The following is a 25,056-nucleotide window of genomic DNA, read 5'->3' as shown; positions in this document are numbered from 1 at the left end:
CTCGGCGTGACAAATGTCAGACGGTCCCGAGGACGGACGGGGGCACGAAAAAGCCCCCCGGTCGGATCGACCGAGGGGCTTCCAAAGAGAGCGGACGACGAGGCTCGAACTCGCGACCTCAACCTTGGCAAGGTTGCGCTCTACCAACTGAGCTACGTCCGCATTGCATCCGACAGGCTCTCACCGATCGGCGCGAGCACCAGCCTACCTGATCCACAAGAGTGGTCGGGACGGCGATGCAGAGCGGGTGACAGGAATTGCACACTGCGCCTTCCCCCTGGAAGGGGGATGTTCTACTACTGAACTACACCCGCATGTACTCCGTGAGCTGGGCCTTTTCGGCCTTGCCCGGCGGCGTGCTCCAGACTCTAGCTGATCAGGAGGGGTGCAGCGCAAGTCGGTTGTCCTCAGGGCCCGCTGACACTGCCTGAGGACAACGGCCGCGGGATGTCACTGTGCCGCGGCGAACGCCTCGTAGACCTTCTTCGGGATTCGCCCGCGCGCCGGGACCTCCATCTTGTTGGCCTGGGCCCAGGCCCGGACTGCCGCCGGGTCGGGGGCGACCTCGGTCTGCCGGTATGCCTTGCCGGATCGCGACCGCTTGCGGCCGGCCTCCACGTACGGCGCGAGCGCCTTACGCAGTTTCTTGGCATTGGTTTGATTCAGGTCGATCTCGTACGACTTGCCGTCGAGTCCGAAGGCGATCGTCTCCGCCGCTTCGGAACCGTCGATGTCGTCAAAGAGGGTGACCACGACCTTCTGCGCCACGAATATCGGTCCCTTCATGCGGCACTTGCCAATTCATTTGTACAGTGCCCAGCAATGCAATGTGAAGCCCGACTAAATCCTTCCGCGTGTCCGAGCGCAATAGGCATCGGGTGTAGATCAGGGATCTTTCCCGGAAATTTTCGTGAACGCGGCTCCCGATGCCGGATCGTGACAGCAGTCACGTAGGTTCCTACAAGTCGACGCGCGTAGAAATTTTGTGCGGGTAGTCTGAAGGAACCAGCTCAGCACCACACACCGGGAGTGCCAGTGGCACGCGTCGTAGTCGACGTCATGCTCAAGCCGGAGATCCTCGACCCCCAGGGCCAGGCGGTGCAGCGCGCACTGCCGCGGCTGGGTTTCGACGGGATCTCCGATGTACGTCAGGGAAAGCGATTCGAACTGGAAGTTGACGGGCCGGTCGACGAGGCCACGCTCGCCCGCATCCATGATCTTGCGGAATCCTTCCTCGCCAACACGGTGATCGAGGACTTCACCGTCAAGGTGGAGGAAGTCGCGGAGGCCGCGAAGTGACCGCTCGTATTGGCGTCGTCACTTTCCCGGGGAGTCTCGACGACCGGGACACACAGCGCGCGATCCGACTCGCGGGTGCCGAACCCGTCGCCCTCTGGCACAAGGACAAGGACCTCCATCAGGTCGACGCCGTGGTGCTGCCCGGCGGCTTTTCCTACGGCGACTATCTGCGGGCCGGCGCCATCTCCCGCTTCTCGCCGGTGATGGAGACGCTCATCGAGCAGGCGAAGGCCGGGCTGCCGGTTCTCGGTATCTGCAACGGCTTCCAGATCCTCACCGAGGCCCATCTGCTCCCGGGCGGGATGCTCGGCAACGACCACCTCCACTTCATCTGCCGTGACCAGAAGCTGCGGGTGGAGAACGCGGAGACCTCCTGGACCGGCGACTACACCGCCGGTCAGGAGATCCACATTCCGCTGAAGAACATGGACGGCCGGTACGTCGCCGACGAGTACACCCTCGACGAGTTGGAGGCGGAAGGACGGGTCGTCTTCCGTTACGTGGACTTCAACCCCAACGGCTCCCTGCGGGACATCGCCGGCATCACCAACGAGGCCGGGAACGTCGTAGGCCTCATGCCGCACCCGGAGCACGCCGTCGAGCCCCTCATCGGGTCGGGCCGCACGGACGGCCTCCCCTTCTTCACCTCGATCCTCAAGAAGCTGGTCAACGCATGAGCCGGACGCCTCTGGACACGGTCGAGCACGCGGCCGCGACCCCCGACGTCGAGCTGCCCTGGGCCGAACTCGGCCTGAAGAAGGACGAGTACGAGCGGGTGGTGGAGATCCTCGGCCGCCGGCCCACCGGCGCCGAGCTCGCCATGTACTCCGTCATGTGGTCCGAGCACTGCTCGTACAAGTCGTCGAAGGTGCACCTGCGCCAGTTCGGCGAGAAGGCCCCGCAGAGCGACGCGCTGCTCGTGGGCATCGGTGAGAACGCCGGTGTCGTCGACGTCGGCCAGGGCTATGCGGTCACCTTCAAGGTCGAGTCGCACAACCACCCGTCGTACGTGGAGCCCTATCAGGGCGCGGCCACCGGTGTCGGCGGCATCGTGCGCGACATCATCGCGATGGGGGCGCGGCCGGTCGCGGTCGTGGACCCGTTGAGGTTCGGTGCGGCCGATCACCCCGACACCAAGCGCGTCCTGCCCGGTGTCGTGGCGGGCATCGGCGGCTACGGCAACTGCCTGGGCCTGCCCAACATCGGCGGCGAGGTCGTCTTCGACTCCTGCTACCAGGGCAATCCGCTGGTCAACGCCGGTGCCATCGGTGTGATGCGGCACGAGGACATCCACCTGGCGAAGGCGTCCGGCACGGGCAACAAGGTCATCCTGTACGGGGCCCGTACGGGCGGTGACGGCATCGGCGGTGCGTCGATCCTGGCGAGTGAGACCTTCGACGACGCCAAGCCGTCGAAGCGTCCGGCCGTTCAGGTCGGCGACCCCTTCCAGGAGAAGCTGCTCATCGAGTGCACCCTGGAGGCGTTCAAGGAGAAGCTGGTCGTCGGCATCCAGGACCTGGGTGCGGCGGGCCTCTCCTGCGCCACCTCCGAGCTGGCGTCCAACGGCTCCGGCGGCATGACCGTCGTACTCGACGACGTACCGCTGCGTGACTCCACGCTCTCGCCCGAGGAAATCCTCATGAGCGAGTCGCAGGAAAGGATGTGTGCGGTCGTCGAGCCGGAGAAGGTCGACCGGTTCCTGGAGATCTGCGACAAGTGGGATGTCATCGCCACGGTGATCGGTGAGGTCACCGACGGCGACCGCCTGGAGATCTTCTGGCACGGCGGCAAGATCGTCGACGTCGACCCGCGGACCGTGGCGCACGACGGACCGGTGTACGAGCGGCCGTACGCGCGCCCGGAGTGGCAGGACGCCCTTCAGGCCGACGACGCCGGCAAGCTGGCGCGGCCGGCGACTTCGGCGGAGCTGAAGGACCAGGTCCTGAAGCTGGTCGCCTCCCCGAACCAGGCCTCCAAGAAGTGGATCACCTCGCAGTACGACCACTTCGTGCAGGGCAACACGGTGCTGGCCCAGCCCGAGGACTCGGGCATGATCCGCATCGACGAGGCGTCCGGCCTCGGTGTCGCCATCGCGACCGACGGCAACGGCCGTTACGCGAAGCTCGACCCCTACACGGGCGCGCAGCTGGCGCTGTCCGAGGCCTACCGCAATGTGGCGACGACGGGCGCCAAGCCGCTCGCCGTCTCCGACTGCCTGAACTTCGGTTCGCCCGAGGACCCGGCGGTGATGTGGCAGTTCGCGGAGGCTGTGCGCGGACTGGCCGACGCCTGCCGGCAGCTCGGCACCCCGGTGACCGGCGGCAACGTCTCGCTCTACAACCAGACGGGCGAGGTCGCCATCCACCCGACGCCGGTCGTGGCGGTCCTCGGCGTCATCGACGACGTCGCCCGTCGCACGCCGGTCGCCTTCCAGGAGGAGGGCCAGCTGCTCTACCTCCTCGGCGACACACGCGAGGAGTTCGGCGGCTCGGCCTGGTCGCAGGTCGTCCACGACCACCTGGGCGGTCTGCCCCCGAAGGTCGACCTGGAGCGGGAGCGGCTGCTGGCCGAGATCCTGATCTCCGCCTCCCGCGACGGCATGATCGACTCGGCGCACGACCTGTCCGACGGCGGTCTGATCCAGGCCGTGGTCGAGTCGGCGCTGCTCGGCGGCAAGGGCGCGCGGCTCATCGTCCCCGACGGGCTCGACGCCTTCACCTTCCTCCTCTCGGAGTCGGCGGGACGTGCGGTCGTCGCCGTGCCGCGGTCCGAGGAGGTCCGCTTCAACGACATGTGCGGGGCGCGGGGTCTGCCCGTCACCCGCATCGGTGTCGTCGACGGTGACTCGGTGGACGTCCAGGGCGAGTTCGCGCTCTCCCTGGCGGAGCTGCGCGAGGCGCACGAGGCGACGATCCCGGCGCTGCTCGCGTAACGGCGAAGCTGTCCGGTTGTACGCAGCTGTCCGGTTGTACGTAGCTGTTCAGTTGTACGTAGGTGAAGGCCCCGTCCGGAATCCGGCCGGGGCCTTCGCCGTGCCCGGGCCCCGATCAGAAAAGTCTCGTCCCACCTGCAACCTCGGTGGGGTCGGAACGTCTGTCCGGGTGGAGGCGCCTCCAGCCAAGGCCTTCGCCACGGGAAGCCACCTGTGGCGGTGGCCCGCCAGAACCGGTCACGATCGACGATTCGAGGAATCACATGTCTGAAGGTCAGACTGCCCGAAGCAGCCTCCTCTCGCGCCGAGTGCGTCTCGCTCTGGGAGCTACCGCTGCCGCCGCCGCGCTCGCCCTCGGCGGCACGTTCACCGCCCACGCCGACAACTCCGGTCCCGCCCCCGAGAAGGCGGACAAGATCAAGGTCATCGTGTGCGCGGAGCCGGACCCGGTCGAGGACCCGGTCGACGCCGAGCCGGGTGGGAAGACCGCCCCCGCCGGGAACGCCAAGGACGCCAAGGGCGCCAAGGACACCAAGAACTACGAGTTCACCGGCGAGGACCCGGTCGACGCGGAGCCCGGCGACGGCTGCTTCGAGGACCCGGAGCCCGTCGGGGACCCGGTCGAGGCGGTGCCGGGGGGCGACGACCTCGGGAAGCCCGACTCCTATGTGGATGTCGAGTTCGGCACCGTCAAGCACTGACGGGCAGGGAACGGAGGGCGTGGGCCGCTGACCGGCTTCGGTTGTTCGGCGGTCCGGCCCGAGGTGGAGCCGCCGGGTGTGGGGCCCGGCAGCTCCACCGTCCCCCGCGTCCGGTGGTTCCGGTCCGGGCGGGGGTGCGAAGACCTTGATGTCCAGGAGATCCATGAAAGCAGCGACGATCCCGGCCGCTCCGGCACCCGCCTCGGCTCTGATCCCGGTCCACGGTGTGCCGGCGGGCGGGTGCAGACCCGCGGGCTGCTCGGTGCGTGTCTGGGGCGATGCCCTGCGCCGGACGTGGGGCCGGCTGGTGCGGGGGGTGTCGTACCGGGGCGGGGAAACCCCGGCGGGCGGACTGCCGTCGGTGCCGGGTTCACCGGAGGTCCACGCGGGCCTCGGTGAGTCGGACGCCGATGAGCGGCCGGGTATCGATGAGCTCTACGCCCACCGCCGACTGCACCTGGTCCGGTTGGCGCTGCTGCTGGTGGACGACCTTCCCACGGCGGAGGATGTGGTGCAGGACGTGTTCGCGGCGCTCTACCGCCGCTACGGTGAGCGGCTGGCCGGGCTGGACAATCCGGACGCCTACCTGCGGACCAGTGTGGTCAACACCTCGCGCTCGGTGCTGCGCCGCCGCCGCACGGTACGGGCCCATGTGCCCGAGCGTGAGGGCCACGCACCCTCGGCCGAGGAACCCGTGCTGCTGCGTGAGGAGCACAGTGAGGTGATCGCTGCGCTGCACGGACTGACCCGGCGGCAGCGGGAGGTGCTGGTGCTGCGGTACTGGTCCCATCTGAGCGAGGCTCAGATCGCCGAGACCCTGGGGCTGTCCTGCGGTGCGGTCAAGTCCACCGCGAGCCGGGCGCTGGCTGCGCTGCGCAGACAGATGGAGGCCCCGTGACGAAGCAACACGTGATCCCGGAGGCACCCCGATGATCGAACAGGACCCCGGCTCCGGCCTGCCCCCGGACCCCCTCGAACAGCGGCTGCGCGACGCGCTGCGGGCCCGGACCGACTCCGTGGAGCTGTCCGACCTGCGGCCCGCCGTACCGCCGGCCCGGCAGGTGCGGTTCCGGCTGCCCGTCAGCCGACCCGTCCGACGGACCGTGGCGTTGCTGGCCCTGGCGGCCGTGGTGGCCGCTGTGCTGCTCGTGTCGGCACGCTGGGAACGGCAGTCACCGACGATTCCCGCGGACACCCCCTCGGTGTCACCCACCCCCACGGACGCGGTCAACGCCTCGCCCAACCCTCCCGACGACGGCACGGACGCCGTTCCCCAGCCCTGACCGAGGGCGGGAACCGAGCCCCTTGCCGCCATCCGGAGGGCCTAGGCTCGCCGTCATGCCCCCGGCCAAGAAGCGCGCCCGCACCTACGATCCCGCCAGGATCCGCACCGCGGTCCTCGCCCAGCTCGCGCACGTCCAGGAAGCCGTGCGCGGCCTCACGCCCGGGCAACTCGCGCTCCCCACCCGGCTCGGTGGGTGGACCGTACGCGAACTCGTCGCGCACATCGGCATGGCGCTCACGGCCATCGGGCGCTCGCTCGATCTGCCGGAGCCGCCGAAGCAGGACGCCGTGCTCCTCGACTGGCCGTTCGCGACCGCCGCCAGTTCCTCGGCCATCGACGACTTCACCCGGCGTCTCGTCCAGGAACACCCCGACCTCGACACCTACCTCGCCGACATCGCGCAGGGCCTCGCCGAGCAGCTCGACACCCACCCCGGCACCCGGCTGCTCCAGACCAACGCGGGCGCCCTGCCGCTCGCCGACTACCTGGTCACCCGCACCGTCGAGCTCGTCGTCCACACCGACGACCTGAACGCCGCCGTCCCGGGCCTCGACATCCCGTACGACCGTCAGGCGCTCGCCGCCTGCACCCGCCTCCTCGCCGACGCGCTCGCCGCCAAGGCGCCCGGCGGCTCGACCGAGGTGCGGATCCCGCCGTACGCGGTCGTGCAGTGTGTGGAAGGGCCCCGGCACACCCGCGGTACGCCGCCGAACGTCGTCGAGACCGACCCGCTCACCTGGATCCGGCTCGCGACCGGGCGGACGGAGTGGAAGGCTGCCCTCCATGAGGCCAAGGTCAGCGCCAGCGGGGAGCGGGCGGATCTCGGGTCGTTGCTGCCGCTGCTCAGCTGACGGACAGGCACATGACAACAGAGTCATAACGGGACCGAACCCGTCGGACGTTCCGTACGTCAAAGAGCCATGAAGCGGACGACGAAGACCATGACGTACGCCGCCGCGGCCCTGGCCGGCTCCGCCGTCCTGGCCGCCTGTGGCACGGAGTCCGGCAGCGGCAGTGGCGCCGTCGGCAACGAAGGGGAAGTCAAGGACATCTCGACCATCGCGGACACCCCATGGGTGCCGCAGCAGGTGACCGTCGACGGCAAGGACTACGCCCTGCCCAAGGGTGACTCCTTCGACCTGGAGAACGCCCATGTCACCTTCAAGCCGGGTGCCGCCGAGCCGGACGTCGGCGGCGGGGAGTCCGGCGGCACGGTGGGCTGCAACAGCTTCGGTGCCGACGTCGAGATCGAGGGCGACACCGTGAAGGTCTCCGACCTCGCACAGACGGAGATCGGCTGCGAGGGAGCCGTCGGGGAGTTCGAGGAGAAGTTCGTCGGTGTGTTCTACGGCAACCTCAAGGCCGCCGTAACGGAGCGCGACGGCACCAAGACCCTCACCCTGACCGGCAAGAACGGCGACCGCATCACCCTCCGCGAGGGCACCGCCGAGACCGGCCCGGCCCTCAAGGGCACCCGGTGGACGATCGACACCCTGCTGTCCGGGACGAGCGACGACTCGGTCGCCGAGTCCCTGCCCGCCGAGGCCAAGGCGCATCTCACCCTCACCAAGGACAACACCGTCACCGGCAGCCTCGGCTGCAACACCTTCAACGCCAAGGCCACCGTCAAGGACGGCACCATCGAGATAGGCCCCCTCGCGACCACACGCATGGTGTGCTCGGGGCCGGTCATGAAGACCGAGCGGGAGCTCACCCAAATCCTCTCCGGCAAGGTCTCCTACCAGCAGAAACAGACCTCCCTGACGCTCACCTCGGCCTCCGGCGAGGGCCTCGTGGCGCGAGCGGAGTAATCAAGCCCACTCCCCGCGAATTCGGACCAGTGGTCGATCTCGCCTACACTCGGTGCCGTGCCACGTGGTGACGGTCGACTCAGTCATGATCTGCTCCCCGGCGAGAAAGGCCCCCAGGACGCTTGCGGCGTCTTCGGTGTCTGGGCTCCCGGTGAAGAGGTCGCCAAGCTCACTTACTTCGGGCTCTACGCCCTCCAGCATCGGGGTCAGGAATCCGCGGGGATCGCGGTCAGCAACGGCTCCCAGATCCTTGTCTTCAAGGACATGGGGCTCGTGTCCCAGGTCTTCGACGAGACATCGCTCGGCTCCCTCCAGGGGCATATCGCCGTAGGTCACGCCCGCTACTCGACCACCGGTGCCTCCGTGTGGGAGAACGCCCAGCCGACGTTCCGCGCCACCGCGCACGGCTCCATCGCGCTCGGCCACAACGGCAACCTGGTCAACACCGCCCAGCTCGCCGAGATGGTCGCCGACCTGCCCAAGCAGGAGGGCCGCACCCCGCGCGTCGCGGCCACCAACGACACCGACCTGCTCACCGCGCTGCTCGCGGCCCAGGTCGACGAGGACGGCAAGCCGCTGACCATCGAGGAGGCCGCCCACTCGGTCCTCCCGCAGGTGCTCGGCGCCTTCTCGCTCGTCTTCATGAACGAGCACACCCTGTACGCCGCCCGCGACCCGCAGGGCATCCGCCCGCTGGTCCTCGGCCGCCTGGAGCGCGGCTGGGTCGTCGCGTCGGAGTCCGCCGCCCTCGACATCTGCGGCGCCAGCTTCGTCCGCGAGATCGAGCCCGGCGAGTTCGTCGCCATCGACGAGAACGGTCTGCGAACCTCCCGATTCGCGGAAGCGAAGCCCAAGGGCTGTGTCTTCGAGTACGTGTACCTGGCCCGTCCCGACACCGACATCGCCGGCCGGAACGTGTACCTCAGCAGGGTCGAGATGGGCCGCCGCCTCGCGAAGGAAGCGCCCGTCGAGGCCGACCTCGTCATAGCGACCCCGGAATCCGGCACCCCGGCCGCCATCGGCTACGCGGAGGCGTCCGGCATCCCCTTCGGTGCGGGTCTGGTGAAGAACGCCTACGTCGGCCGGACCTTCATCCAGCCCTCACAGACCATTCGCCAGCTGGGCATCCGACTGAAGCTGAATCCGCTCAAGGAAGTCATCAAGGGCAAGCGCCTGGTCGTCGTCGACGACTCGATCGTGCGCGGCAACACCCAGCGGGCCCTGGTGCGGATGCTCCGCGAGGCGGGCGCAGCCGAGGTCCACATCCGGATCTCCTCGCCGCCCGTGAAGTGGCCCTGCTTCTTCGGCATCGACTTCGCCACCCGCGCGGAGCTCATCGCCAACGGCATGACCATCGACGAGATCGGCACCTCGCTCGGCGCCGACTCCCTCTCCTACATCTCCATCGACGGCATGATCGAGGCGACCACCATCGCCAAGCCGAACCTCTGCCGCGCCTGCTTCGACGGCGAGTACCCGATGGAGCTCCCGGACCCCGAGCTGCTCGGCAAGCAGCTCCTGGAGACCGAGCTGGCCGCCGGTCCGGCAGCCACGGCCGCGGCCGACGCGATCCGTCGCCCGTAAGCCCAGCATCACTCAACCCGAAAGATCCCAGGCAATGTCTTCTGTGTCTGATCAGTCGCCTCCGGCGACGGGCCACCCTGCCTCCGGTGCTTCCTACGCGGCTGCCGGCGTCGACATCGAAGCGGGCGACCGCGCGGTCGAGCTGATGAAGGAGTGGGTGAAGAAGACGCAGCGCCCCGAGGTCCTCGGCGGCCTCGGCGGTTTCGCCGGCCTCTTCGACGCCTCCGCCCTCAAGCGCTTCGAGCGCCCGCTGCTCGCCTCCGCCACCGACGGCGTCGGCACCAAGGTCGACATCGCGCGGCAGATGGGCGTCTACGACACCATCGGCCACGACCTGGTCGCCATGGTGATGGACGACATCGTGGTGTGCGGCGCCGAACCGCTGTTCATGACGGACTACATCTGCGTCGGCAAGGTCCACCCCGAGCGGGTGGCCGCCATCGTGAAGGGCATCGCCGAGGGCTGCGTCCTCGCCGGCACCGCCCTGGTCGGCGGCGAGACCGCCGAGCACCCCGGACTGCTCGGCCCGGACGACTTCGACGTCGCCGGCGCCGGCACGGGCGTGGTGGAGGCCGACCGGCTGCTCGGCCCGGATCGTATCCGTACGGGTGACACGGTGATCGCCATGGCGGCCTCCGGTCTTCACTCGAACGGGTACTCGCTCGTACGACACGTCCTGCTGGACCGCGCGGGCATGGCGCTGGACACCCAGGTGGCCGAGTTCGGCCGCACCCTCGGCGAGGAGCTCCTGGAGCCCACCAAGATCTACTCGCTGGACTGTCTGGCCCTGACCCGGACGACGGACGTACACGCGTTCAGCCACGTCACCGGCGGCGGTCTCGCGGCCAACCTGGCCCGCGTCATCCCCGACGAACTGCACGCGACCGTCGACCGCTCCACCTGGACCCCCGCCCCGGTGTTCGACCTCGTCGGGAAGACCGGCGACGTCGAGCGGCTGGAGCTGGAGAAGACCCTGAACATGGGCGTCGGCATGATCGCGATCGTGCCGGAGGAATCCGCGGACGTGGCACTGGCGACGCTGGCCGACCGCGGTGTGGAGGCCTGGATCGCAGGCGAGATCACGGACCGGGGTGAGCACACCGCCGGTGCTGAGCTCGTCGGGGACTACGCCTGAGAGGCAGCACTAAACCCGGTCCGACGCCAAGGTCAGGACCGGGTCAGGTGCAGTCTCCACAGGAACTGCGAAATGTGCTGCGTCAAGCGCCGCGGCGTTGCGACGTGGGACCGGACTCGTCGTCCTCATCGTCCTCGTCGTCGTTATACAGATCCGCGTACTGGGCGTACGGGTCGTCTTCTTCGTCTTCGTCATCCTCGAACGGCTCGCCATTCGGCGGCTGGTTCGAAGTCGAAGCGCCCAGCTCGTTGGCCAGACGCGACAGGTCAGTCCCGCCGCTGTTGTACTTCAGCTGGCGGGCGACCTTCGTCTGCTTGGCCTTGGCCCGGCCGCGCCCCATGGCTCGACCCCCTCGGTGACGGGGCTCGACGGCCCCAGAGTCTCGACACGCGTTCATGATCTGGAACGGGCTCTCCGTGGAGAGACCGGTCCGTAGGGCTTCCACGGTACCTGAGCCCGTGCCCATACGGTACGTCGCCCGCAGGAGCCGCGTGTGCACAGGGCCTTCGAGGAGCCCCGTCCTCGCTGGTCAATCGCGATTTTAACCACTTATTGGCGGTCGACCCGCCGACGGAAGTGAGAGTTCTCTCTAAGTGCCCATCGGCGGGTACCGGCCAAACCTCTTCGGCCGGACCTCGCGGCCCGGCCCCGTGGAGGGTCAGCGTCCGCGGTTCACCGCCGCCTCATGCATCCGCTGCTCGGCGATCCGGTCGGCCGCGGCGGCCGGCGGGATGCCGTCCTCCTTCGCACGTGCGAATATTGCGAGCGTGGTGTCGTAGATCCCGGCCGCCTTCTTCTTGCAGCGCTCGAAGTCGAAGCCGTGCAGTTCGTCGGCGACCTGGATGACACCGCCGGCGTTCACCACGTAGTCGGGCGCGTACAGGATGTGGCGGTCGGCCAGGTCCTTCTCGATGCCCGGGTGGGCCAGCTGGTTGTTGGCGGCGCCGCACACGATCCGGGCGGTGAGCACCGGCACGGTGTCGTCGTCGAGCGCCCCGCCGAGTGCGCAGGGGGCGTAGATGTCCAGGCCCTCGGTCCGGATCAGCGCGTCCGTGTCAGGGGCCACGGTGACCTCGGGGTGGGCCTCGGAGATCCGGCGCACGGCCTCGGCGCGTACGTCCGTGATCACGATCTCGGCGCCCTCTGCCCGCAGGTGCTCGACCAGGTGGTGGCCGACCTTGCCGACGCCCGCGATACCGACGGTGCGGCCGCGCAGTGAGGGGTCGCCCCACAGGTGCTGGGCGCTGGCCCGCATGCCTTGGTAGACGCCGAACGCGGTGAGGACGGAGGAGTCGCCGGCGCCGCCGTTCTCGGGCGAGCGGCCGGTGGTCCAGCGGCATTCGCGGTGGACGACGTCCATGTCGGCGACGTACGTACCGACGTCGCAGGCCGTGACGTAGCGGCCGCCGAGCGAGGCCACGAACCGCCCGTAGGCGAGCAGCAGCTCCTCGGTCTTGTCGCGCTCGGGATCACCGATGATCACGGCCTTGCCGCCGCCGTGGTCCAGCCCGGCCATGGCGTTCTTGTACGACATTCCCCGGGCGAGGTTGAGCGCGTCGGCGACGGCCTCCGCCTCGCTCGCGTACGGGTAGAAGCGCGTGCCGCCGAGCGCGGGGCCCAGGGCGGTGGAGTGGATGGCGATGACGGCCTTGAGGCCGCTGGCGCGGTCCTGACAGAGCACGACCTGCTCATGGCCGCCCTGGTCCGAGTGGAACAGGGTGTGCAGTACATCAGTAGCGGCGCCGGTTACGTCGGTCACTGTGGTGACTCCTGGGTAGTGAGCGGCGGTTGGGAGGAGGCTCCCGTGTGGGTGGCGGGGCCTGTGAGCACGAGATTAGAGCCTGTGCGCCCCGTCGACCGCGACGTGCTCAGGATCACCTACTCCCGGAGTACGCCCGTGCGACGATTTGCATAGTTTTCCCGCCGGTTTGTGAGCGGGTTTCGCAGGTTTTCCTGGCAGACGGCGGGGGAGGGAGCAGGCGTGCCCAAGGTGTCCTCGGTGATCGTCCCGTACGCGACCTATCTGCGCGTGTACGAACCGCTGGCCGCCTTCCCCGAACCGGAACGCGACCACTGGGCGCGCTATGCCCGGCGCCCCGACCGTCCGACGTACCAGGACGAACTCCGGCGCGCGCTGGCCGACTTGCTGCCCACCCCGCCTGTCCCGGTGCCGGTACACGAGAGCCCCGACGCCTTCGTGGTGGAGGTCGACGGGGTGGTCTGCGTCTGCCCCTGGCGTACCCGGCTGCGCGGCTGGCAGGCCCTCGACGACCTCGCCGAGGAACTTCCGCCGCCCGTCCTGGACGCGGTGCTGCCCCCGGTCGTACGGCGCCAGGCGGCCCAGGACTACGAGCGCTGGCTGAGCCGCAACCCCGACGCCCGCCCATGGATCCGCACCTCGACCTGGCAGGTGCCGCTGCACTGGTTCGTGCTGGTCGCGGACGAGGAGCGGCGCTTCGACAAGGGCTCGGGCGACATTCCGCCGACGCTGCGCTACCGGACGCCCATGGTGCAGGCCCGGCGGCGGGTGGCGCGGGCGCTGCGGACGCTCAAGGACGCCATCGACGAGGGGCCGCTGATCGACGGCCTGTTGGACGTGGGGCGCTGGCTGGAGGAGTTCCATCCGCGCTCGCTGGTCGAGCTGGACTACGGCGGTCTGGTGCACACGCTGCCGGCCGGTGAGCTGGAGGACGATCACTCGGCCGCCGACGTGGCCGAGGGGATCGCGGCGCTGCGGCAGGGGGACGGGGAGGCCGCGGGCGAGGCGTACGGCCGGCTCGTGGAGCGGTGGCGGTCGGTTCGGGACCGGCGGTCGGCGAACTGACGTTTGACCTGACGCCCGTTTTGGGGTTTCGTCCTTGATTTGAGGGTCCCGAGGTTCCTGAGGTTTCGTCAACATAGGACGTAGGTCCCGATCCGGGCTTATGTCTCAAGCGTGACGGACCGCACGTACGCGGCCCTTGCCTCCCTTGCCCCTCCTCATGTCAAAATAGGACAAGGAGTCCGGGGAGGACTCCGTCCGTCCCGCTGTGTTCCACTGTGGGCGGAATCTCCGCGTTGCAATGCTTTGGGGGGTCTTGTGACTCCTGATCGTCCTGTGACTGATCGTCACAGTGGCGTGACTGTCCGCTATGGCATGGTCCATCGGCTTCCGTCGCCGATGAACACCTGGGGGGCAATTCCATCGGTTTGGCCGACGCGGCTGGACAGATGGTGTAGTTGTAGTGCCGAGGACAAGCCGTTCGTCCTATAACCGACTCGACTCGCGTCCGCCATTTCGGGCAACGCGGGTCAAGGTGCAGAATTTAGAGGAAAGAACCGAGAACGATCGGTTCTCCCGAGGAGGCCGCTCATGACCGCTCGCACCCCTGATGCCGAGCCGCTGCTGACCCCGGCTGAGGTCGCCACCATGTTCCGTGTGGACCCGAAGACGGTCACGCGGTGGGCGAAGGCCGGGAAGCTTACATCGATCCGCACGCTCGGCGGGCACCGCCGCTACCGCGAGGCGGAGGTCCGTGCTCTGCTCGCGGGCATCCCGCAGCAGCGCAGCGAAGCCTGAACAACTGAATAAACCGGGCAAATCGGCAGGTCCCCCAACAGGCCGACGCGCTCGGAACCCTAGCTCCAAACGACGCGGGTTCTGCCCCAACGGAGCCCACGCCCACGTTCCACAGGGTTTTTGAAGCACATCAAAGGGTGCGTCGTCGATCGCGCTGGACTCCGCCGAGTCCAGCGCGATCTTTTTTGTGCCCTGTCGCGGCGGATCCGGGGGGCCCTGTGAGCGGCCTTGTCGGAGTCTGGGGAGGGGTGTCGGATCTTCTGTGTGCGGGCCCTGAGAGACCCCTCAGGCTGGTGCAATTGCACATATTAAATTGACCAGTTGTAGGAGCAGGGTAAGAACCGGGGTTTGAAAAACTCATACGGTGACACCCGTCACATGCCACAGTCCTTGTCGCCCCTGTTGCCCGTGCGCTATTGGGGCGGCGTGCGTTCCGTCGCGCAGTCGTCGCCGCTCTCCTGCGGCGCCTGCGCGGCCCGCGGCGCGGAGTCCGTCGCCAGCCTCAACAGCCGGTGGCAGATGGGGCAGTGGCGCGTCACATGGCGATAGGAGGTCGCGGCCGCCAGATGCGCACGAAGCAACGCCCGCGTCTCGTGCCTGACCGATGCCGCCATACCCCACCTCCGCAGAGCCGCCCGAGAAGCGTCCCTGGTTTCTGAGTACCGAGGGATGGAGACGACGTCAAGACGGCGTCACGGGGGCGAGGCGGGAACGCAGCGGAGCCCGGGTCCGAAGACCCGGGCTCCATATCGTGCGGTCCTGACGGGATTTGCTGTACCCGATTGCGGCTGCGCCGCGGGCGCGGCCTCCGCCTTGACAGGGTGGTGGGGGGTGTTGGGGTGGGTGGTGTCATGGAGAAGGCCCGCGTCCCTGGTGGGTGCGGGCCCTGCTCTTCACTGCGGTCCTGACGGGATTTGAACCCGCGGCCTCCACCTTGACAGGGTGGCGAGCACTCCAAACTGCTCCACAGGACCTGGTTTCGCGGCACTTGCTGGTGCGTTGTGCTGCGAGAAGAGACTGTACAGGAGGGGGACCGCCTGGTCGAACTCACTTAGCGTGCGGGGGCGATTACGGAACGGCCGCGTCGATCGCCTTCACGATGCGCTTGTCGGAGACGGGGTACGCCGTGCCGATCGCGTGGGCGAAGTAGCTGACCCGGAGCTCCTCGATCATCCAGCGGATGTCCAGGACGGTGGAGGGGATCGGGCGGCCCTGCGGCATCTGCTCCAGCAGCCACGCGTACTCGTCCTGCATCTCGTGGACCTTCTCCATGCGCGTGGTGTCCCGCTGCACGTTCGCCGGCATCTGCTGGAGCCGGCGGTCCGCGGCCACCAGGTAGCGCATCAGGTCCGGCAGCCGCCGTATCCCCGTGTCCGTCACGAAGCCGGGCTTCACGAGGCCGTCCAGCTGTGCCCGTACGTCCGTCACGTTCGCCAGCAGGACAGGGCTCCGTACGCCCTTCAGACGGCGCTCACAGGCCTGCCAGGCGGCGAGGACCTGCTGCACCTGGCCCACCGTACGGACCGTCGTGTCGACGATCTCCGCGCGCACCTTCTCGTACAGCTTCCGGTACGACTCCTCGTCCCACGCCGGCCCCCCGAAGTCACCGATCAGCTTGTCCGCCGCCGCCATCGCGCAGTCGTCGAACAGGGCCTGGACGGAGCCGTGCGGGTTCGCGGAGAGGGCGAGCTTCTGGGGGTTCGTCAGCTTGTCCGAGGCGAACTTGGCCGGGTTCACCGGGATGTTCCGCAGGATCAGGCGCCGTGTGCCCTTCCACATGGCCTGCTGCTGCTCCGCCTCCGTGTCGAAGAGCCGTACGGAGACCGTGTTGGTCGTCGGTCCGTCGTCGACCAGCGCCGGGTACGCCTTCACCGGCTGGCCGGCCCGGCGGGTCTCGAAGACGCGGGTGAGGGAGCCGATCGTCCAGTCGGTCAGGCCCTTGCGCTCCAGCGACTCGCCGCCCTGCCGCTCGGCGGTCGCGGCCGCCGCCTGCGAGAGCGCCTGTCTCGCCTTCGGTTTCAGCCGGAGTTTCAGCGCCTGAAGGTCCTTGTCCTCGGCCAGCTTGCGGCGCCGCTCGTCGACGATCCGGAAGGTGATGCGGAGATGCTCGGGAACCCTCGTCCAGTCGAAGTCGTCCGCCTCGAACGGCACTCCGACCATCCGCTTCAGCTCGCGGGCCATGGTGGTGGTGAGGGGCTCCTGGAGGGGGACGGCGGCGTCCAGGAACCGCTGAGCGAAGTTCGGCGCCGGCACGTAGTTGCGGCGGATCGGCTTCGGGAGGGAGCGGATGAGCTCCGTGACGACCTCCTCCCGCAGACCCGGGATCTGCCAGTCGAAGCCCTCGTCCGTGACCTGGTTGAGCACCTGGAGCGGGATGTGGACCGTCACGCCGTCGGCGTCCGCGCCCGGCTCGAACTGGTACGTCACCCGGAACTTCAGCTGCCCCTGCCGCCAGGAGTCCGGATAGTCGGCCTTCGTGACCGCCTCCGCCGACTCCCGGATGAGCATCTCGCGCTCGAAGTCCAGGAAGTCGGGCTGCTCGTGCCGCTTGTGCTTCCACCAGGAGTCGAAGTGGGCGCCGGAGACGACGTGCTCGGGGACCCGCTGGTCGTAGAAGTCGAAGAGGGTGTCGTCGTCGACCACGATGTCCCGGCGCCGTGCCCGGTGCTCCAACTCCTCGACCTCGCTGAGGAGTCTGCGGTTGTCGGCGAAGAACTTGTGGTGCGTGCGCCAGTCGCCCTCGACGAGCGCGTTGCGGATGAACAGCTCGCGGGACGCCTCCGCGTCGATCCGACCGTAGTTGACCTTGCGGTCGGCGATGATCGGGACGCCGTAGAGCGTGACCTTCTCGTACGCCATCACCGCGGCCTGGTCCTTCTCCCAGTGCGGTTCGCTGTACGTCCGCTTGAGCAGGTGCTCGGCGAGGGGTTCGACCCACTCGGGCTCGATGCGGGCGTTGACCCGGGCCCAGAGGCGGGAGGTCTCCACCAGCTCGGCGGACATCACGAAGCGCGGGGGCTTCTTGAAGAGGGCCGAGCCGGGGAAGATCGCGAACTTGGCGCTCCGGGCGCCCAGATACTCGTTCTTCGCTGTGTTTCTCCCGCCCTCCCCCCCTGCGTTCTTCACGTCCTTCATGCCGATGTGGGAGAGGAGACCCGCGAGGAGCGAGACGTGGACGCTCTGCTCCGGTGCGTCCTCCTCGTTCAGATGGATGCCCATCTGCTTGGCGACCGTTCTCAACTGCGTATAGATGTCCTGCCATTCGCGAATGCGCAGGAAGTTCAGATACTCCTGCTTGCACATCCGGCGGAACGAGGACGAGCCGCGCTCCTTCTGCTGTTCCCGGATGTAGCGCCACAGGTTGAGATAGGCGAGGAAGTCGCTCGTCTCGTCCTTGAAGCGGGCGTGCTGCTGGTCGGCCTGCGCCTGCTTGTCGGCCGGGCGCTCGCGCGGGTCCTGGATGGAGAGCGCGGCGGCTATCACCATGACCTCGCGGACACAGCCGTTCTTGTCGGCCTCCAGGACCATCCGGGCCAGCCGGGGGTCGACGGGCAGCTGCGCCAGCTTGCGGCCGCTGTCGGTGAGCCGCTTGCGTACGTCCTTCTCCGCCGGGTTCAGCGCGCCCAGCTCCTGGAGCAGCTGCACGCCGTCGCGGATGTTGCGGTGGTCCGGCGGGTCGATGAAGGGGAACTTCTCGATGTCGCCGAGGCCCGCGGCGGTCATCTGGAGGATGACGGACGCGAGGTTCGTACGGAGGATCTCGGCGTCGGTGAACTCCGGCCGGGCCTCGAAGTCGTCCTCGCTGTAGAGGCGGATGCAGATGCCGTCGGACGTACGGCCGCAGCGGCCCTTGCGCTGGTTGGCGCTGGCCTGGGAGATCGCCTCGATGGGGAGCCGCTGCACCTTCGTGCGATGGCTGTACCGGCTGATGCGGGCGAATCCGGGGTCGATGACGTACTTGATGCCAGGGACGGTGAGGGAGGTCTCCGCGACGTTGGTCGCCAGAACGATCCTGCGGCCGGTGTGGGGCTGGAAGACGCGATGCTGCTCGGCGTGGGAGAGCCGGGCGTAGAGCGGCAGCACCTCCGTGAACCGGAACTGCTTCCTGACGAGTGCGTCGGCGGTGTCCCGGATCTCCCGCTCACCGGAGAGGAAGACGAGGATGTCGCCCTTCCCCTCGCCCTGGAGTTCCTCGACGGCGTCGATGATCGCGGTGATCTGGTCGCGGTCGGCGTCGTCGGCGTCGTCCTCCAGGAGGGGCCGGTAGCGCACCTCGACGGGGTAGGTGCGGCCGCTGACCTCGACGATCGGGGCGTCGCCGAAGTGCCGTGAGAAGCGCTCGGGATCGATGGTCGCGGAGGTGATCACGACCTTCAGGTCGGGCCGCTTGGGCAGCAGCTGGGCCAGATAGCCGAGCAGGAAGTCGATGTTGAGGGACCGCTCGTGGGCCTCGTCGATGATGATCGTGTCGTAGGCGCGCAGTTCGCGGTCGGTCTGGATCTCGGCGAGCAGGATGCCGTCGGTCATCAGCTTGATGAAGGTGGCGTCCGGGTTCACCTGGTCGGTGAACCGCACCTTCCAGCCGACGGCTTCACCGAGCGGGGTGTTCAGCTCTTCGGCCACTCGCTCGGCGACGGTGCGCGCGGCGATCCGCCGGGGCTGGGTGTGCCCGATCATCCCGCGCACACCCCTGCCGAGCTCCATGCAGATCTTCGGGATCTGCGTGGTCTTCCCGGACCCGGTCTCACCGGCGACGATCACGACCTGGTGGTCGCGGATGGCGTCGGCGATCTCGTCGCGCTTCTGGCTGACCGGAAGCTGCTCGGGGTAGCTGACGGCGGGTACGTGCGCCCGCCGCTCGGCCATCCGCCCCTCCGCCTTGCCGACCTCGGCCTCGATCTCGGCCAGCACGGCGGCACGGGCCTCCGGCTTACGGATCTTCCGGGCACCCTCGAGCCGCCGGCCGAGCCGGTGCGCGTCGCGCAGCGACAGCTCGGTCAGACGGGGGGCGAGGGCGCCGAGGGCTGGGGTGCCGGGGGCGGGGTGCGTAGACATACGCGACCCAGGATCTCATCCCGGGGAAATCACTGGCGAACGCTTTTGTCTCCGGCGGACCGGTCGGAACCTGGCGCCGTACGCCGGCACTGCCTCGCACAACGCAAAACCCCCGCCGATGATCTCGGCGGGGGTTCCTGTTGTGGCTGGGGCCGGGGTCGAACCGGCGACCTATCGCTTTTCAGGCGATCGCTCGTACCAACTGAGCTACCCAGCCACGAGGTCTCTTGCGAAACCTCAGCGGTCCTGACGGGATTTGAACCCGCGGCCTCCACCTTGACAGGGTGGCGAGCACTCCAAACTGCTCCACAGGACCATGCGATGCGTACGACAGTGTCGCACACGGTGTTGCGTGCCCCCAACGGGATTCGAACCCGTGCTACCGCCTTGAAAGGGCGGCGTCCTAGGCCGCTAGACGATGAGGGCTATCGGCCCGCCTGGGCGCTTCTCAGCGCGTCGGGGACGTGAGAAGCATATGGGATGGCGGGAGGTATCGCCAAAACGGTTTACGGGGATGCGGTCGCGGGGCTGGGGGAGGGTGACGGGCTCGGGGTCGGGGTGGGTGACGGGGCCGCTCCCGGCTGGTTCTCCTCCGGGAGGTGGCGGGCCACCTCCGCCGTGGTCAGGCCCAGTCCGCCCAGTCGGATCTCGTCCCAGGCCTGGAGGCGGCGGGTGTCCCGGTCCAGGTAGAGGATCGACGCCTCGATCGGGTCGGGGTACGTGCCCTCGATCGCGCGCAGGCCGCTGCCGCCCGTCGAGCCCTCGATCCGCAGCCGGGTGCCGAACGGCATGACCTCCATCTCGGAGTGGTGGAGGTGACCGGCCAGCACGAGGGGTACCTGGCCGTCCGTCTGCCGGGCGGCCGACGGCTCATGGGCCACGGCCACGTCGACCGGCGTTCCGGCGGTCCTCTGGTCGCGCAGGGCGGAGGCCAGCCGGGCGCCCGCCAGTTCCTGGGACTGCTCGGCCCCGATCTCGTTCGTGCGGTCGGGGGTGAACTGGGGGTCGCCGATGCCCGCGAAGCGCAGGCCGGCGATCGACACCGCCCGGCCGTCGTCCAGGACGTGCACGTTCTTCATGCGCTCCAGATAGCGCTGGGTGAGCATGGAGTCGTGGTTGCCCCGGACCCAGACGTACGGGGCGCCCAGGTCCTCGATCGGGTCCAGGAAACCGTTCTCCGCGGCCGTGCCGTGGTCCATCGTGTCGCCGGAGTCGACGACCACGTTCACCTCGTACTGCTCCACCAGCGACGCGATGATCTTCCAGCTCGCCGGGTTGAGGTGGATGTCCGAGACGTGCAGGACCCGGATCGTGGTCGGGTCCGGCTGGTAGGCCGGGAGCGTGGACGTGGCGTCGTAGAGCTTGGTCACGTTGGTGACCAGACGCGCCAACTCCTTCTGGTAGACGTCGAATTCGGTGACGATGCTGCGTGCGTCGCCGACCAGGGAGGGCGCGGAGGAGAGCAGGCCGGAGAACTTGGGCTCCAGGACCGAGTTCGGGTTCCAGGTGGCGAAGGCCGTGCCGCCGGACGCGGCGAGCAGGGTGAGCGCGAGGCCGCCCGCCGCGAGTGCGCGGCGGGGGCGGCGGTAGACCGCGAGGCCGAGGGCGGTGGCGCCGGAGACGACGGCTACGGCGGAGCGTACGGCGAGGTCGAGGGTGCCGTGGCCGACGTCCTCGGCGACCTCGTCCTGGAGGCCGGAGAGGCGTTCGGGGTGGTCGACCAGGGCCTGGGAGCGGACCGGGTCGAGCTGGTCGACGTTCACGTCCAGGCGGACCGGGGCGGAGTGGCTGTCCAGTTGCAGTGCCCCCAGCGGTGAGACGTTGATCTTGGTGCCGCCGGTGAGTGAGGGGCGCAGGGTCATGGTGGTGTCCATGGGGCCGACGGGAACCCGGACGTTCCCGACGATCAGCAGGCCCAGCCAGGCGCCCATCAGGACGACCGCGACCAGACCCAGAGCCCGGCCCCAGGGGTGCGGCTGCGGGACGAGTTCGACGGTGGGGTTCGGGCGGCGCGAACGGTAGCGGCGGGCGAGCGCACGCGGTGCCCGGCGTACGCGGTTCAGGACGGCGACGTTGGGGACGCGGGCGGCCATTGATCCCGTATGCCCAAGTCCGGCAGTGGATATGCGGGGCGCCGGCGACTCTCATACCGTCGCCGTGACTCTCCTACGACCGTTCCGTACCGGACAATGGCCCTGTGCTGGAGATGACGCGCGAGGAGTTCGAGGAACTGGTCGCCGAGGCGCTGGACCGGATTCCGCCGGAGCTGACGCGGCTGATGGACAACGTCGCGGTGTTCGTCGAGGACGAACCGCCGGCGGACGATCCCGAGCTGCTCGGCCTGTACGAGGGGACGCCGCTGACCGATCGCGGGGAGTGGTACGCCGGGGTGCTGCCGGACCGGATCACGATCTACCGGGGGCCGACGCTGCGGATGTGCGAGTCGCGGGAGGAGGTCGTGGCGGAGACCGAGGTGACCGTGGTCCATGAGATCGCGCATCACTTCGGGATCGACGACGCCAGGCTGCACGCGCTGGGATACGGCTGAGCCGTCGTATGTCCAGTGGCGGCGCGTCGCGTGTCGTCCTGCGCGTGTCCTCTTGTGGGCGGCGGGAGTTGGGCAGGTTGACTTCTTCGCCCTCCCCGGAGGTGGCTGCCCGTGCGCCCCTTGTACGTACCCGTTCGCCTGGCTGCCACAGTCGTGGCCGTCGCTGCCGCCGCCGGCTGTATGAGCGTGGGTGACGACGAGTCCGGCGGGGGAGCCAAGCCGTCACATTCCGCCGGGCAGCGGGGCGGTGAGGCGCCGGACGGGGGATCGGCCGTGTCGGGCGGTGGCTCCGGGTACGGGCCGGCCGGGGACGGCAAGCGGGACGGGAAGGACGAGAAGAAGCGGGACGGCAAGGGCAAGGGCAAGCCGGGGGCGGCGTCCGGAGGGCCTTCGGCTCCGGCTTCCGCGGCCGGGAGCGCGGCTGCTTCGGCGCCGGTGCAGCCGGGACAGCCGGCCTCGCCGGACGTGCCCGAACCGACCGGGCCGCAGCCGACGCCCACACGGACGGCCGAGCCGGAGCCGACGCCCACGCCTCCGGCGCCGCCCGTGACCCCGGAGCCGACGGTGGCCGAGCCGTCGTCGTCGGCGCACGGGGAGACGGCACCGCAACTGGCCCAGCGGGAGCCGGCGCCGACCGCGGGGTCACCGGCGTGAGGGTGTGACCTGTCTCTCGGGGGCGCGGTTTGCCTTGGAGGCTGGTGGGTGCGTATGGTTATAGATCGTTTGATTCATTTGCCCGGCGCCAGAGAAGAGCGCGCCGTGTGGCGCGTTCTCTCCCTTGCCGTGGCTGACCGCATAGAGGCGGTCGTATTGCGAAATCACGGAGTTGACGGGCGCGTGCCGACGAGACTCCGGAAGGTTTCGCATTCGCATGTCCATTTCCAGTACTGATCACGTCGTCGTGCCCGAGAACGGGGACGAGACCGTAGAGACCCCCGAGCTCACGTTCGCGGACCTCGGTCTCCCCGAGGGCGTCGTGCGCAAGCTCGCACAGAACGGCGTGACCACCCCCTTCCCGATCCAGGCCGCGACCATCCCGGACGCCCTGGCCGGCAAGGACATCCTCGGCCGTGGCCGCACCGGCTCCGGCAAGACCCTCTCCTTCGGTCTGCCGACCCTGGCCTCGCTGGCCGGCGGCCGCACCGAGAAGCGCAGGCCGCGCGCCGTCATCCTCACCCCGACCCGTGAGCTCGCCATGCAGGTGGCGGACGCGCTTCAGCCCTACGGCGATGTCGTCGGCCTGAAGATGAAGGTCGTCTGCGGCGGCACCTCCATGGGCAACCAGATCTACGCCCTGGAGCGCGGCGTCGACATCCTCGTCGCCACCCCGGGCCGTCTGCGCGACATCATCAACCGCGGTGCCTGCTCCCTCGAGGACGTGCAGATCGCCGTACTCGACGAGGCCGACCAGATGTCCGACCTGGGCTTCCTGCCCGAGGTCACCGAGCTGCTCGACCAGATCCCGGCCGGCGGCCAGCGGATGCTGTTCTCCGCGACCATGGAGAACGAGATCAAGACCCTCGTCGACCGGTACCTCAAGGACCCGGTCCACCACGAGGTGGACGCCGCCCAGGGCGCGGTCACGACCATGTCGCACCACATCCTCGTGGTGAAGCCCAAGGACAAGGCGCCGGTCACGGCCGCGATCGCCTCCCGCAAGGGGCGGACGATCATCTTCGTCCGTACGCAGCTCGGTGCCGACCGTGTCGCCGAGCAGCTGCGCGACGCCGGTGTGAAGGCCGACGCGCTGCACGGCGGCATGACCCAGGGCGCCCGGACCCGGACGCTGGCCGACTTCAAGGACGGCTACGTCAACTGCCTGGTCGCCACCGACGTCGCCGCCCGCGGTATCCACGTCGACGGGATCGACCTCGTCCTGAACGTCGACCCCGCCGGTGACCACAAGGACTACCTGCACCGCGCCGGCCGTACCGCCCGCGCGGGCCGCACCGGCACCGTCGTCTCCCTCTCGCTGCCGCACCAGCGCCGCCAGATCTTCCGGCTGATGGAGGACGCGGGCGTCGACGCCGGCCGTCACATCATCAACTCCGGTACGGCCTTCGAGCCCGAGGTCGCCGAGATCACCGGCGCCCGTTCGATGACCGAGGTCCAGTCCGAGTCCGCGGGCAACGCCGCGCAGCAGGCCGAGCGTGAGGTCGCCCAGCTCACCAAGGAGCTGGAGCGGGCGCAGCGCCGCGCCACCGAGCTGCGCGAGGAGGCCGACCGCCTCGTCGCCCGGGTCGCCCGCGAGCGGGGCGAGGACCCCGAGGCCGCGGTCGCCGAGGCGCAGGCCGCGGTGGCGGAGGCGGCCGTCGAGGCGGCAGCGGTGTCGGTGCCCGAGCAGCCGTCGGCGCGAGGCGTCGACAACGCCGACCGGACCGAGGCGGCCCCTTCGTCGTACGAGCGTCGTGAGCGTCGGGACGACCGTGGTGGCTTCCGCCGCGACGACCGTCGTGACAACAACGACCGTGGCGGCTTCCGTCGTGACGACCGTCGTGATGACCGTGGTGGTCGTTCCTTCGAGCGTCGTGACAACGACCGCGGTGGTTTCCGTCGCGATGACCGTCGTGACGACCGTGGCGGCCGCTCCTTCGAGCGTCGCGACAACGACCGTGGCGGCTTCCGCCGCGACGACAGCAACGACCGTGGTGGTTTCCGTCGCGATGACCGTCGTGATGACCGTGGTGGTCGTTCCTTCGAGCGTCGTGACAACGACCGTGGTGGTTTCCGTCGCGATGACCGTCGTGATGACCGTGGTGGTCGTTCCTTCGAGCGTCGTGACAACGACCGTGGCGGCTTCCGCCGCGACGACCGTCCGGCCGGCCGTTCCTTCGAGCGCCGTGACGAGCGCGGTGGGCACCGCGGCAGCGACCGCCCGTTCAACCGCGACCGCCAGGGCGACCGCCCGGGCTTCCGCTCCGGCGGCCACGAGCGTCCCTACGGCCGCCGTGACGACCACCGCGGCGGCGGCAGCGGCACCGGCTCGTCCTCCTCGTCCTTCGGACGCCGTGACGACAAGCCGCGCTGGAAGCGCAACGGCTGACGCCGAGTGAACTGAGAAGGGCCCGTACGGCTTCGGCCGTGCGGGCCCTTTTGGCGTTTCCGTATGCGTAACCCAGCGGCCCGAAATCGCTCACTCCGAAACTG

General features: G+C 69.0%; 21 protein-coding genes and 6 tRNA genes. 15 read left to right on the top strand and 12 right to left on the bottom strand.

The genetic code is table 11. The features are described 5' to 3' along the window. Nucleotides 1-89: 89 nt before the first annotated feature. The 3 genes from ACIHFB_RS42850 to ACIHFB_RS42840 form a co-directional block, all read right to left on the bottom strand. A tRNA-Gly gene (locus ACIHFB_RS42850) sits at nucleotides 90-162 on the bottom strand. Nucleotides 163-242: 80 nt separating this feature from the next. Further along, nucleotides 243-314, bottom strand: a tRNA-Gly gene (locus tag ACIHFB_RS42845). A 136-nt stretch (nucleotides 315-450) separates the two neighbouring features. Then, on the bottom strand, nucleotides 451-768 hold the full coding sequence (locus tag ACIHFB_RS42840; protein WP_365287281.1) for an Lsr2 family protein: 318 nt from the start codon (nucleotides 766-768) through the stop codon (nucleotides 451-453). A 267-nt stretch (nucleotides 769-1,035) separates the two neighbouring features. Between ACIHFB_RS42840 and purS the strand changes: the two genes are divergently transcribed. The 10 genes from purS to purM all read left to right on the top strand — a co-directional run bounded on the left by purS (nucleotide 1,036) and on the right by purM (nucleotide 10,747). Next, entirely contained in the window at nucleotides 1,036-1,299 is a 264-nt protein-coding gene (gene purS, locus ACIHFB_RS42835) for a phosphoribosylformylglycinamidine synthase subunit PurS (RefSeq protein WP_365287283.1), read from the top strand. Next, nucleotides 1,296-1,976 carry a phosphoribosylformylglycinamidine synthase subunit PurQ gene (purQ, locus tag ACIHFB_RS42830; protein WP_400129704.1) on the top strand — a complete coding sequence of 227 codons (681 nt, stop codon included), beginning with the start codon at nucleotides 1,296-1,298 and terminating at the stop codon, nucleotides 1,974-1,976. Before purS ends, purQ begins: the two co-directional genes overlap by 4 nt. Next, the gene (gene purL / locus ACIHFB_RS42825; protein WP_365287287.1) at nucleotides 1,973-4,231 is read left to right on the top strand and encodes a phosphoribosylformylglycinamidine synthase subunit PurL; all 2,259 of its coding nucleotides are present in this window, start codon (nucleotides 1,973-1,975) and stop codon (nucleotides 4,229-4,231) included. Before purQ ends, purL begins: the two co-directional genes overlap by 4 nt. A gap of 308 nt (nucleotides 4,232-4,539) precedes the next feature. Then, nucleotides 4,540-4,932, top strand: a complete 393-nt coding sequence (locus tag ACIHFB_RS42820) for a hypothetical protein (protein WP_400129703.1) — start codon at nucleotides 4,540-4,542, stop codon at nucleotides 4,930-4,932. Nucleotides 4,933-5,095: 163 nt separating this feature from the next. Further along, a complete protein-coding gene (locus ACIHFB_RS42815) occupies nucleotides 5,096-5,830 on the top strand; it encodes a SigE family RNA polymerase sigma factor (RefSeq protein WP_400129702.1) in 735 nt (244 codons plus the stop codon). A gap of 31 nt (nucleotides 5,831-5,861) precedes the next feature. Then, complete coding sequence (locus tag ACIHFB_RS42810) at nucleotides 5,862-6,215, top strand: hypothetical protein (RefSeq protein WP_400129701.1); 354 nt, start codon at nucleotides 5,862-5,864, stop codon at nucleotides 6,213-6,215. A 55-nt stretch (nucleotides 6,216-6,270) separates the two neighbouring features. After that, on the top strand, nucleotides 6,271-7,068 hold the full coding sequence (locus ACIHFB_RS42805) for a sterol carrier family protein (RefSeq protein ID WP_365287295.1): 798 nt from the start codon (nucleotides 6,271-6,273) through the stop codon (nucleotides 7,066-7,068). 69 nt (nucleotides 7,069-7,137) lie between these two features. After that, nucleotides 7,138-8,028, top strand: a complete 891-nt coding sequence (locus tag ACIHFB_RS42800) for an META domain-containing protein (protein WP_400129700.1) — start codon at nucleotides 7,138-7,140, stop codon at nucleotides 8,026-8,028. A gap of 57 nt (nucleotides 8,029-8,085) precedes the next feature. Beyond that, on the top strand, nucleotides 8,086-9,612 hold the full coding sequence (purF, locus tag ACIHFB_RS42795; protein WP_210593702.1) for an amidophosphoribosyltransferase: 1,527 nt from the start codon (nucleotides 8,086-8,088) through the stop codon (nucleotides 9,610-9,612). 34 nt (nucleotides 9,613-9,646) lie between these two features. Beyond that, the gene (gene purM, locus ACIHFB_RS42790) at nucleotides 9,647-10,747 is read left to right on the top strand and encodes a phosphoribosylformylglycinamidine cyclo-ligase (RefSeq protein WP_365287298.1); all 1,101 of its coding nucleotides are present in this window, start codon (nucleotides 9,647-9,649) and stop codon (nucleotides 10,745-10,747) included. Between the two features lie 82 nt (nucleotides 10,748-10,829). On the opposite strand, the gene ACIHFB_RS42785 is transcribed toward purM, so the two are convergent. Then, complete coding sequence (locus tag ACIHFB_RS42785; RefSeq protein ID WP_365287300.1) at nucleotides 10,830-11,087, bottom strand: DUF3073 domain-containing protein; 258 nt, start codon at nucleotides 11,085-11,087, stop codon at nucleotides 10,830-10,832. 318 nt (nucleotides 11,088-11,405) lie between these two features. Then, nucleotides 11,406-12,506, bottom strand: coding sequence for a Glu/Leu/Phe/Val dehydrogenase dimerization domain-containing protein (locus ACIHFB_RS42780; protein WP_365287302.1), 1,101 nt, complete (start codon nucleotides 12,504-12,506; stop codon nucleotides 11,406-11,408). 222 nt (nucleotides 12,507-12,728) lie between these two features. On the opposite strand from ACIHFB_RS42780, the gene ACIHFB_RS42775 reads away from it, so the two are divergent. Both ACIHFB_RS42775 and bldC read left to right on the top strand, forming a co-directional pair. Beyond that, nucleotides 12,729-13,571, top strand: coding sequence for a hypothetical protein (locus ACIHFB_RS42775; RefSeq protein ID WP_400129699.1), 843 nt, complete (start codon nucleotides 12,729-12,731; stop codon nucleotides 13,569-13,571). Between the two features lie 528 nt (nucleotides 13,572-14,099). Continuing rightward, nucleotides 14,100-14,306 (top strand): developmental transcriptional regulator BldC, encoded by a 207-nt coding sequence (bldC, locus tag ACIHFB_RS42770; RefSeq protein WP_003949541.1) that lies wholly within the window; start codon nucleotides 14,100-14,102, stop codon nucleotides 14,304-14,306. A 413-nt stretch (nucleotides 14,307-14,719) separates the two neighbouring features. On the opposite strand, the gene ACIHFB_RS42765 is transcribed toward bldC, so the two are convergent. From ACIHFB_RS42765 to ACIHFB_RS42735, 7 genes are all read right to left on the bottom strand, one after another. Beyond that, on the bottom strand, nucleotides 14,720-14,920 hold the full coding sequence (locus ACIHFB_RS42765; protein ID WP_365287306.1) for a DUF6274 family protein: 201 nt from the start codon (nucleotides 14,918-14,920) through the stop codon (nucleotides 14,720-14,722). Nucleotides 14,921-15,205: 285 nt separating this feature from the next. Beyond that, nucleotides 15,206-15,280, bottom strand: a tRNA-Asp gene (locus tag ACIHFB_RS42760). 94 nt (nucleotides 15,281-15,374) lie between these two features. After that, the gene (gene hrpA / locus ACIHFB_RS42755) at nucleotides 15,375-19,361 is read right to left on the bottom strand and encodes an ATP-dependent RNA helicase HrpA (protein ID WP_400129697.1); all 3,987 of its coding nucleotides are present in this window, start codon (nucleotides 19,359-19,361) and stop codon (nucleotides 15,375-15,377) included. Between the two features lie 143 nt (nucleotides 19,362-19,504). Further along, nucleotides 19,505-19,578: transfer RNA gene (locus tag ACIHFB_RS42750), tRNA-Phe, on the bottom strand. Between the two features lie 24 nt (nucleotides 19,579-19,602). Continuing rightward, nucleotides 19,603-19,677 (bottom strand) — tRNA-Asp (locus tag ACIHFB_RS42745). Between the two features lie 37 nt (nucleotides 19,678-19,714). Next, a tRNA-Glu gene (locus ACIHFB_RS42740) sits at nucleotides 19,715-19,787 on the bottom strand. Between the two features lie 80 nt (nucleotides 19,788-19,867). Beyond that, on the bottom strand, nucleotides 19,868-21,454 hold the full coding sequence (locus ACIHFB_RS42735; protein ID WP_365287310.1) for a metallophosphoesterase: 1,587 nt from the start codon (nucleotides 21,452-21,454) through the stop codon (nucleotides 19,868-19,870). Nucleotides 21,455-21,558: 104 nt separating this feature from the next. Between ACIHFB_RS42735 and ACIHFB_RS42730 the strand changes: the two genes are divergently transcribed. The 3 genes from ACIHFB_RS42730 (at nucleotide 21,559) to ACIHFB_RS42720 (ending at nucleotide 24,952) form a co-directional block, all read left to right on the top strand. Further along, complete coding sequence (locus ACIHFB_RS42730; RefSeq protein WP_067022470.1) at nucleotides 21,559-21,909, top strand: metallopeptidase family protein; 351 nt, start codon at nucleotides 21,559-21,561, stop codon at nucleotides 21,907-21,909. A 111-nt stretch (nucleotides 21,910-22,020) separates the two neighbouring features. Continuing rightward, the gene (locus tag ACIHFB_RS42725; protein WP_365287312.1) at nucleotides 22,021-22,563 is read left to right on the top strand and encodes a hypothetical protein; all 543 of its coding nucleotides are present in this window, start codon (nucleotides 22,021-22,023) and stop codon (nucleotides 22,561-22,563) included. Between the two features lie 217 nt (nucleotides 22,564-22,780). Further along, nucleotides 22,781-24,952 carry a DEAD/DEAH box helicase gene (locus ACIHFB_RS42720; protein ID WP_400129696.1) on the top strand — a complete coding sequence of 724 codons (2,172 nt, stop codon included), beginning with the start codon at nucleotides 22,781-22,783 and terminating at the stop codon, nucleotides 24,950-24,952. Nucleotides 24,953-25,056 lie beyond the last annotated feature (104 nt).

Origin of the sequence: Streptomyces sp. NPDC051963, assembly GCF_044593495.1 — a bacterium.
GTDB lineage: Bacteria > Actinomycetota > Actinomycetes > Streptomycetales > Streptomycetaceae > Streptomyces.
This window is presented reverse-complemented; position numbering and strand designations above follow the sequence as displayed.

Bases quoted from the DNA above. Each gene is read 5' to 3' on its own strand.
- hrpA (WP_400129697.1), bottom strand. From the start codon at position 19,361: ATGTCTACGCACCCCGCCCCCGGCACCCCAGCCCTCGGCGCCCTCGCC.
- purM (WP_365287298.1), top strand. From the start codon at position 9,647: ATGTCTTCTGTGTCTGATCAGTCGCCTCCGGCGACGGGCCACCCTGCC.
- ACIHFB_RS42800 (WP_400129700.1), top strand. From the start codon at position 7,138: ATGAAGCGGACGACGAAGACCATGACGTACGCCGCCGCGGCCCTGGCC.
- ACIHFB_RS42805 (WP_365287295.1), top strand. From the start codon at position 6,271: ATGCCCCCGGCCAAGAAGCGCGCCCGCACCTACGATCCCGCCAGGATC.
- ACIHFB_RS42785 (WP_365287300.1), bottom strand. From the start codon at position 11,087: ATGGGGCGCGGCCGGGCCAAGGCCAAGCAGACGAAGGTCGCCCGCCAG.
- ACIHFB_RS42720 (WP_400129696.1), top strand. From the start codon at position 22,781: ATGTCCATTTCCAGTACTGATCACGTCGTCGTGCCCGAGAACGGGGAC.
- bldC (WP_003949541.1), top strand. From the start codon at position 14,100: ATGACCGCTCGCACCCCTGATGCCGAGCCGCTGCTGACCCCGGCTGAG.
- purL (WP_365287287.1), top strand. From the start codon at position 1,973: ATGAGCCGGACGCCTCTGGACACGGTCGAGCACGCGGCCGCGACCCCC.
- ACIHFB_RS42735 (WP_365287310.1), bottom strand. From the start codon at position 21,454: ATGGCCGCCCGCGTCCCCAACGTCGCCGTCCTGAACCGCGTACGCCGG.
- ACIHFB_RS42815 (WP_400129702.1), top strand. From the start codon at position 5,096: ATGAAAGCAGCGACGATCCCGGCCGCTCCGGCACCCGCCTCGGCTCTG.
- ACIHFB_RS42810 (WP_400129701.1), top strand. From the start codon at position 5,862: ATGATCGAACAGGACCCCGGCTCCGGCCTGCCCCCGGACCCCCTCGAA.
- ACIHFB_RS42765 (WP_365287306.1), bottom strand. From the start codon at position 14,920: ATGGCGGCATCGGTCAGGCACGAGACGCGGGCGTTGCTTCGTGCGCAT.